The sequence below is a fragment of the Fusobacterium perfoetens genome, assembly GCF_021531595.1.
Classification (GTDB): Bacteria; Fusobacteriota; Fusobacteriia; order Fusobacteriales; family Fusobacteriaceae; genus Fusobacterium_B.
In genome coordinates, this window is sequence record NZ_JADYUD010000005.1 from 157,115 (window position 1) to 165,025 (window position 7,911).

Consider the following 7,911-nt stretch of genomic DNA (forward strand, 5'->3'; position numbering starts at 1 on the left):
TTTAAATTAATCTTGTAATCTTTCAATTATTTTCTTTTTTATTTTTTTAATAACAGTGCTGTCTCCTATTCTGTAACCAAGATAAGTAACTAAAAGTATGAAAATTGTAGAAATTAATCCATACTCAACTAAAAGGACAGCGATTATAAATCCTGCAACAGCACCGAATATTTTTTTTCTGTTTTCTATAAAAGAAACTATCATATCTTCCAGCATGAAATCACCTCTTATGCATTAGGGCTGTTTTTTAATGAAAGTTTTTTGATTTTAACTTCAACAACATTTACATCAAGTTGAAGTTTGTCTTGAAGTTCATATTTAACAGCATTTTGTATTTCAGAAGTTTTTTCAGCAATACTTTTGTTAGTTTCCATGTCCATATAAATAGTAACAGTATGTTTTTTACCTTTTCTGCCGCAGATTATTTTTACATTTCTTACATCTTTGTCACGGTTTAAAATCTCTTTTATAATATTTTTTATAGAATCAATAGAGATTCTTACTTCTCCGTTTTCATTTTTTATAACATAACCTTCTTCTTTAGAAAAAAGTGAAGTAAATTTTAAAAGAGATATAAAAAGATATATAAGTGAAATAACAACAACAGCTGCATTCCACATAAATCCATCTATATTGAATTTAACAAGAAATCCAGGAACTGCTACATAAACAATTCCTACAATTGATAGAACAAATATCCCTAACCATGCAAAAAAGAATATAACTTTTCTAAGCATAAATATCACGCCCTTTAAAATTTTATAAAATTTCAGGTTCTACTGTATTCTCTTCATGGATTTTTATATCTTGTACAAATACATTTACCTCAACAACTTTTAGTGCAGTAAGTTCAGATACAGCTTTTAAAACAGATTCTTGAACTTTTTTAGCTACTTCAGAAATAGGATAACCATAATCAATTATGATGAAAGTATCAATACTGCATTCTTTTTCTCCCACTTCAACTTTTACACCGTTAGTTACTCTTTTTTTACCAAGCATTTTACTTACTTCGTCAGCTACACCTCCGGCAAGTTTGTAAACTCCTTCTACATCCTCAGTCGCTTTGGCAGCAATAGCTTTTACAACATCATCTGCAATTTTTATATTTCCTAGATTGTTCATAATGTGTCCTCCTTACAAATGTAATTATTTTGTATTATGATTTCCTATATAAAAGTTGTTTCCTTTATATCCTATATTATAACCCAAATTCTTTCTCAATAAAAGCAGTTGTTACATTTCCTTTTCTATAATTTTTATTTTTAAGGACTTGAAGATGGAAAGGAATTGTTGTGTCAACTCCTTCTATAACATATTCAGAAAGAGCTCTTTCCATTCTTGTAATAGCCTCTTCTCTGTCCATACCAAATGTAATTATTTTACCGATCATTGAATCATAATATGGAGAAATTTCATAACCTTGATAAGAATGTGAATCTATTCTTACTCCTATTCCACCTGGAGCTATATATTTAGTAATTTTTCCAGGAGAAGGAAGGAAACCATTTTCAGTATCTTCAGCATTTATTCTGCATTCTATAGCATGTCCATCAAGAATTACATCTTCTTGTGAAATATTAAGAATATCTCCTTCAGCAAGAGCAATTTGAAGTTTTATAATATCAATTCCAGTTACAGCTTCAGTAACAGTATGTTCAACCTGAATTCTTGTATTCATTTCCATAAAATAGAAATTATTTTTATCATCTACAAGAAATTCTAGCGTTCCTGCAGAATCATATCCTATAGCTTTTGCAAGTCTTACAGCAGCTTCACCCATTTCTTTTCTTACTTCTTCAGGAAGTCCAAATGAAGGTGATTCTTCTATAAGCTTTTGATGTCTTCTTTGTATAGAACAGTTTCTTTCTCCAAGATGAATAACATTTCCATGTTTATCTCCAAGAATTTGAATTTCTATATGTTTAGGATTTTCAACATATTTTTCAACGAAAACATCAGGATTATTAAAAGCAGCTTCAGCTTCGTTTTGAGCAGCAACGACATTTCTTTCAAGTTCTTTGTCGTTTCTGGCAATTCTCATACCTTTACCGCCTCCACCAGCAGTAGCTTTTATCATAACAGGATATCCTATTCTCTCTGCAATTTCTTTTTTAGCATCCTCAATATTTGTGATAATACCAGTTCCATTTGTTACAGGGACATTATTATCTATTGCAGTTTGTCTTGCAGTGGCTTTGTCTCCCATATTTTTAATACATTCATGACTTGGCCCTATATAGATAAGATTGTGAATTCTGCATATTTTTGCAAAACGGGCATTTTCAGATAGGAATCCATATCCTGGATGTATAGCGTCTGCTTCAGTTATTTCAGCAGCAGCTATGATATTAGGTATTTTTAAATATGATTCTCCCACACTTGCAGGACCAATACATACAGCTTCATCAGCCAGTTTAACATGAAGGCTTTCTTTATCTGCTTCAGAATATACTGCAACTGTTTTTATACCAAGTTCTTTTGCAGCTCTTATTATTCTTACAGCTATTTCTCCTCTGTTTGCAATAAGTATCTTTTTCAATTAATTTTCCTCCAATACAAAACTTTAGTCAGATAACTGTTTAACTCTTATCAGTATCTTTCCATAATCTGTCGCTTCTCCATTTTTAAGAAGAATATCTTCAATAGTTCCAGCAATTTTTGACTTAATAGGCGTTTTTATTCCTACAGTAGAGATATATCCTATAGTTTGTCCAGCTTTTATACTTTGTCCTATTGAAATAATTGCTTTGCCATCTTTATCATAGAAATAGAATTTTCCTATGTTGCTTGATTTTATATCTTTTATGCTTTCATCTTTTTCAGGCTCTTGAACAATTTCTTCTTCAATTGTTTCAGTCTGTATCTCTTCAGTCAAATCTTTTTTAATTTTTATTTTAAAATCTTTTTCCTCAAAATTAATTTCAGAAAGTTCTTTTTCACTAAGAATTCTGATTAATTCATCTATTAACTGCTTATCTTTATCCACGGAAACCTCCTGTTTTAGTTTTACTAATTTTACCATACCGTTAAAAATGTATCAAGATTAAATTACATTTGTTATTTAATAACTATACTCCCTTCTCCCATAAGGGTTATTATTTCTTTAATGAAGTCATTTGTAGGTGATACATAAGTTTTTGTTCTTACAACTTTTTTTTCAGTTTCTGTTTTTACAGCAAGACTTACAGGAGCTTCTCCTCTATAAGAGTGAAGAATTCTCTTTAATTTAGGAAGTTTTCCTTTGTCATCATCTTTTACAAGAATATATACAGTGTATCCTTTTTCATACGCAAGAACATCAGCTGAAATAATTTCTCTAGCTATAAGTTTTTTATTTTCTGTACCGTTAAAATAGTCTGTTTGAAGAAAACCAGATATAAAAACAACGTTTCCTTCTAAAAAACTTCCGATATTTTTAGAAAAATCTTTTGGAAAAATAATTCCTGAAATTCTATTGAAATAATCTTCAAGTTCAAAGACTCCCATTATTTCTCCAGATTTTTTAGTAATTATTTTTTTTGTATCTCTTAAAATTCCAAAAATTTTTACAGGTCTATTATCGTCTTCATCTTTTATATCTTGTATCTTATCACTTTTATATGCTTCAAGAATAGCTTTATATTTATCAAGAGGATGAGCACTGAAATAAAAGCCAAGAAATTCTTTTTCTTTTTCAAGTTTTTCATCCATAGAATAGTCTTCTGTTTTCGCAAGAGAAAAACCATTTATACTTGATTTAGCTTCACCAAAAAGATTCATCTGTTGTATTTCGTCTTCTTTAAGTCTTTTTGTTGCAAATTCAAGAGCTTTTCCTAAAGATTCTATTTTTTCTTTTCTATTTCCAGGAACACCATCTAATGCTCCTGAATAAATAAGAGCTTCAACAGCTTTTTTATTCATACCAAATTGTTTTGTTCTAAATATAAAATCATCAAATGTTTTATATTCGCCGTTGTCATCATACTCTTTTTTTATTCCTTCTGCAACTTTTTCTCCAACATTTTTTATAGCAGACAGTGCAAATATAATTCCATTGCTATCAACTTTAAATTTTGATGCAGCATTATTTATATCAGGAAATTTAAGTTTTACTCCATGATTTTTAGCATCTTCAACATAGACAGCAATGTTTTCTATATGACTTATTTCAGAAGACATCAGTGCTGCATAATAATGTTTAGGATACATTTTTTTCAGCCAAGCAGTCCAATATGCAATAAGAGCATATGCAGCTGAGTGGGATTTATTAAACCCATATCCTGCAAATTTATCAATAAGGTCAAAAATTTCTGTAGCTTTTTCTTCAGAATATCCTTTTGCAACAGAACGGGAAATAAATTTTTCTCTATTTTCATCCATGATTTCAGCTTTCTTTTTTCCCATTGCTCTTCTTAAAAGATCAGCTTCTCCAAGGGAATAATCAGCCATAATATTAGCAATTTTCATTACCTGTTCTTGATAAAGGATGACTCCATAAGTTTCTTGAAGAATATTCTTTAAAGATTCATGAGGATATTTTATTTCCTCTCTTCCATTTTTGCAGTTAATAAAGTTATCAACCATACCAGATCCTAGAGGTCCTGGTCTGTAAAGAGCAAGAAGAGCGATGATATCCTCAAATCTTTCTGGTTTAAGTTTAGTAAGGATCCTTCTTATTCCATTAGATTCAAGTTGGAACACACCTAAACTATCTCCTTTTGAAAGCATGTCGTAAACTTCTTTTACATTAAGAGGAATATCATGAAGAATAATTTTTTCTCCTGTATCAGCTTCAATGTAATCAACAGCTCTCTGAATATTCGTAAGATTTCTAAGTCCTAAAAAGTCCATTTTCAAAAGACCTAAGTCTTCAAGTTCTTTCATTTGATATTGTGTAGAAATAACATTATCTTTATCACAGTAAAGAGGAACAGTTTCATTAAGAGGATCTTTTGTTATAACTATTCCAGCAGCATGAATAGAAGTATGTCTTACTTTATTTTCAATTCTTGAGGATATATCTATAACATTTTTAATATCCTTGTCTGTTGTATATAGTTTATTTAGTTCTGGTATGTTTTTTAAAGCTGTATCAATTGAATAATTGAATGGAATAAGTTTAGCAGCTTTATCTATTTTTGAAAGGGGTATATCAAGAACACGCCCTACATCACGAATGGCAGCTCTTGCTTTAAGAGTACCAAAAGTTACAATTTGTGCTACTTTATCCATTCCATATTTTTCTGTAACATAATCAATAAGTTCTTGACGCCTTTCTTGACAAATATCTATATCAATATCAGGCATAGATATTCTTTCAGGATTTAAAAATCTTTCAAAAATAAGATTATATTTTATAGGATCAAGATCTGTAATTTTAAGAGCATATGATACGAGACTTCCTGCAGCTGAACCTCTTCCTGGACCTACTGGAATTCTTTTTTGTTTTGCATAAGTAATAAAATCCCAAACAACAACAAAGTATTCAGCATATCCCATTTTATTTATAACAGAAAGTTCATATTCTGCTCTTTCTAAAATTTTTTCAGTGAGTCCACTTGGATATCTGTTTTCAAGCCCTAGATAAACAAGTCTTCTAAGTAAATCCTCAATGTTTTTAGTACATGTAGGGAGCTCATAATAAGGAAATTTAAAAGTTCCAAAATCAATATTTAAATTACATTTACTGCTTATCTCTGTTGTGTTATCAACAGCCTCTGTATATTCTTCTCCTAAAGATTCTATCATCTCTTCTCTGCTTTTTAGATAGAGCTCTTCTGTTTCAATTCTCATTCTTTTTTCATCAGAAATTTTTGCTCCTGTCTGTATGCATATCATAATATCTTGAAGAGTATGATCGCCTTTTTGTACATAGTGAGTATCGTTTGTAGCCACAAGCTTTATGTTATTTTTTTTTGCAAGGGCAGCAAGTTGCTTATTAAGTTCTTTTTGTCCTTCAATACCATTTCCTTGAATTTCAATATAGAAATTATCTTTTCCATAAATATTTATATAAGATGTGACAGATTTTTCAATATTTTCTTCAGGTTCTCTGTCAAGAATTCTTCTTGAAATTTCACCTTGCATACAAGCAGAAAGACAAATAATTCCTTCGTTATGATTTTTTAAATATTCTTTATCTATTCTTGGTTTATAGTAAAATCCGTTGATATATGCCTCAGAGCTTATTTTCATCAAATTTTTATATCCCTTTTCATTTTTTGCAAGAAGAATAAGATGGAAATTTCTTCCCTCTTTTTTTTCTTTTTCAAATTCAGAGATATAAGCTTCTATTCCTATGATAGGTTTTATTCCATTTTTTATTGCTTTTTTATACATTTCTATAGCACCAAACATGTTTCCATGGTCAGTGATAGCTATACTTTTCATGCCAAGTTCCTTGGCCCTTTTTAAATAATCATCTATTTTTCCTACACCGTCAAGAAGGCTGTATTCTGTATGTAAATGCAGATGTGTAAAAGTATCTTTCATAATTTTTCCTCCTTAATCAGTTTTACTTACCATATATTATACATTATTCCAAATTAAAAATCATCTGAAAAAATATAGTAATCTGAATTTATACAGTGAACAAAGAGGGAGAAACAAAATAAAAAAAGAGATATAAGTTATTAATTATATCCCTTTTTTGAATTATGTCTTAAAAATATTTAAATATTGTTTTTTTGTTTTTTCTTTTCTTCAAAAATAAAATTTCTAATAAGGACATAGCATATACCTAAAAATCCTCCAAGAATAAATCCTATAAGAGTAATAAACATAGTTTTTGAAGAAGATTTTGTTGTTACAGATTCTGTTATTTTTATTATATCTGAATATTTTTTATTATAATTTTTAACAGTAAGATTATTAATTTTTTCAAAATTTATATTTGCAGAAGTAATTACAGAGTTTAACTCTTTATTAATTTCTTCTATTTTTGAAGAATCAGTATTTAAAGTTTGGTTCATTTTTTTATTGATATCTTTAATTTCTACTAGGATATTTGAAAGTTTGATTTTCTCATCAGCTAGTTGTCTTAAAAATTCTGTATAGTAGTTTTCAGTATTTGTATTAATTTTTTCAGAATTTCCATTATTCATTATAACAATATTTTTATCATCTAGTTTATAAGCTTTTATCATTGATTCAAGCTGTTGTATTTTTCCTGTAGCAAGCTCTTTTTGTTTTTCTAAATCAAGAAGCTTCTGTCTATAATTTATCATAAGTTCATTTGGGTTTTTTGTTATTTTATAATCTTTTACCATATTTTCTATTTTTGTAAGATTTATTTGTTTTAAAAAATTGATTTCTTCATAAATATTTTGTATTTCAACTTTATCTTCTAATGATATAAATTCTTGTTCAATATTGCTTATAGAATTTCTTCCTTTGAATTAGATTCTTTCTTTTAAAAAATTTTTTTATGATATAATTAAAAATAAAACAGATTTATAGTAAAGTGTATAAAAACTTAAAAATTTTTATACTTTTAAATTTACTTATAATAATATCATATTATTATATATTTTTAAAGAAAATTATTAATAAAATAAGCATTTTCCCATTGATAACTATATGTATAAAAATTTTTAAATTTATATACATTAAGAATATTAGGAGAAAAAATGGAAAGATATGATATTGAAAAACAATATGAAGAAGATGAAATTGATTTAACAGAACTTTTAAAAACAATAATCAAAGAAAGAAAAATAGTTATTGTAATAACAATATTATGTACTATTATAGCAAGTGGTTTTGCTTTTTATAAAAATAATCAGCCTAAAATCTATTCAGCAGAAATTATATTAAGAAATAATTTTTTAAATATGGTATTATTAGAAAAAGATAAAACTTTTACTTTTGATGAATTAGAAATTAATATAGAAAGATTAGAAGGTTTTATTAGTAATAAAGAAATAAATG

The 7,911-nt window shown here is 27.9% G+C and carries 8 protein-coding genes; 1 reads left to right on the forward strand and 7 read right to left on the reverse strand.

The window, feature by feature from the left end; translation table 11 throughout:
• Nucleotides 1-6: 6 nt before the first annotated feature.
• The 7 genes from I6E17_RS04500 to I6E17_RS04530 form a co-directional block, all read right to left on the reverse strand.
• Nucleotides 7-216 carry a DUF2273 domain-containing protein gene (locus I6E17_RS04500; RefSeq protein ID WP_176829636.1) on the reverse strand — a complete coding sequence of 70 codons (210 nt, stop codon included), beginning with the start codon at nt 214-216 and terminating at the stop codon, nt 7-9.
• A gap of 11 nt (nt 217-227) precedes the next feature.
• Nucleotides 228-737, reverse strand: a complete 510-nt coding sequence (gene amaP / locus I6E17_RS04505) for an alkaline shock response membrane anchor protein AmaP (RefSeq protein ID WP_176829637.1) — start codon at nt 735-737, stop codon at nt 228-230.
• Nucleotides 738-759: 22 nt separating this feature from the next.
• On the reverse strand, nt 760-1,125 hold the full coding sequence (locus I6E17_RS04510; protein ID WP_176829638.1) for an Asp23/Gls24 family envelope stress response protein: 366 nt from the start codon (nt 1,123-1,125) through the stop codon (nt 760-762).
• Between the two features lie 76 nt (nt 1,126-1,201).
• Nucleotides 1,202-2,542 carry an acetyl-CoA carboxylase biotin carboxylase subunit gene (gene accC, locus I6E17_RS04515; RefSeq protein WP_176829639.1) on the reverse strand — a complete coding sequence of 447 codons (1,341 nt, stop codon included), beginning with the start codon at nt 2,540-2,542 and terminating at the stop codon, nt 1,202-1,204.
• A gap of 24 nt (nt 2,543-2,566) precedes the next feature.
• Entirely contained in the window at nt 2,567-2,989 is a 423-nt protein-coding gene (locus tag I6E17_RS04520) for an acetyl-CoA carboxylase biotin carboxyl carrier protein (RefSeq protein WP_176829640.1), read from the reverse strand.
• Between the two features lie 71 nt (nt 2,990-3,060).
• A complete protein-coding gene (locus I6E17_RS04525) occupies nt 3,061-6,474 on the reverse strand; it encodes a DNA polymerase III subunit alpha (RefSeq protein WP_235235839.1) in 3,414 nt (1,137 codons plus the stop codon).
• A 179-nt stretch (nt 6,475-6,653) separates the two neighbouring features.
• The gene (locus I6E17_RS04530; RefSeq protein ID WP_235235841.1) at nt 6,654-7,250 is read right to left on the reverse strand and encodes a hypothetical protein; all 597 of its coding nucleotides are present in this window, start codon (nt 7,248-7,250) and stop codon (nt 6,654-6,656) included.
• 360 nt (nt 7,251-7,610) lie between these two features.
• Here I6E17_RS04530 and I6E17_RS04535 point away from each other — a divergent pair.
• A partial coding sequence (locus I6E17_RS04535; RefSeq protein ID WP_235235843.1) for a Wzz/FepE/Etk N-terminal domain-containing protein occupies nt 7,611-7,911 on the forward strand: 301 nt, incomplete at its 3' end.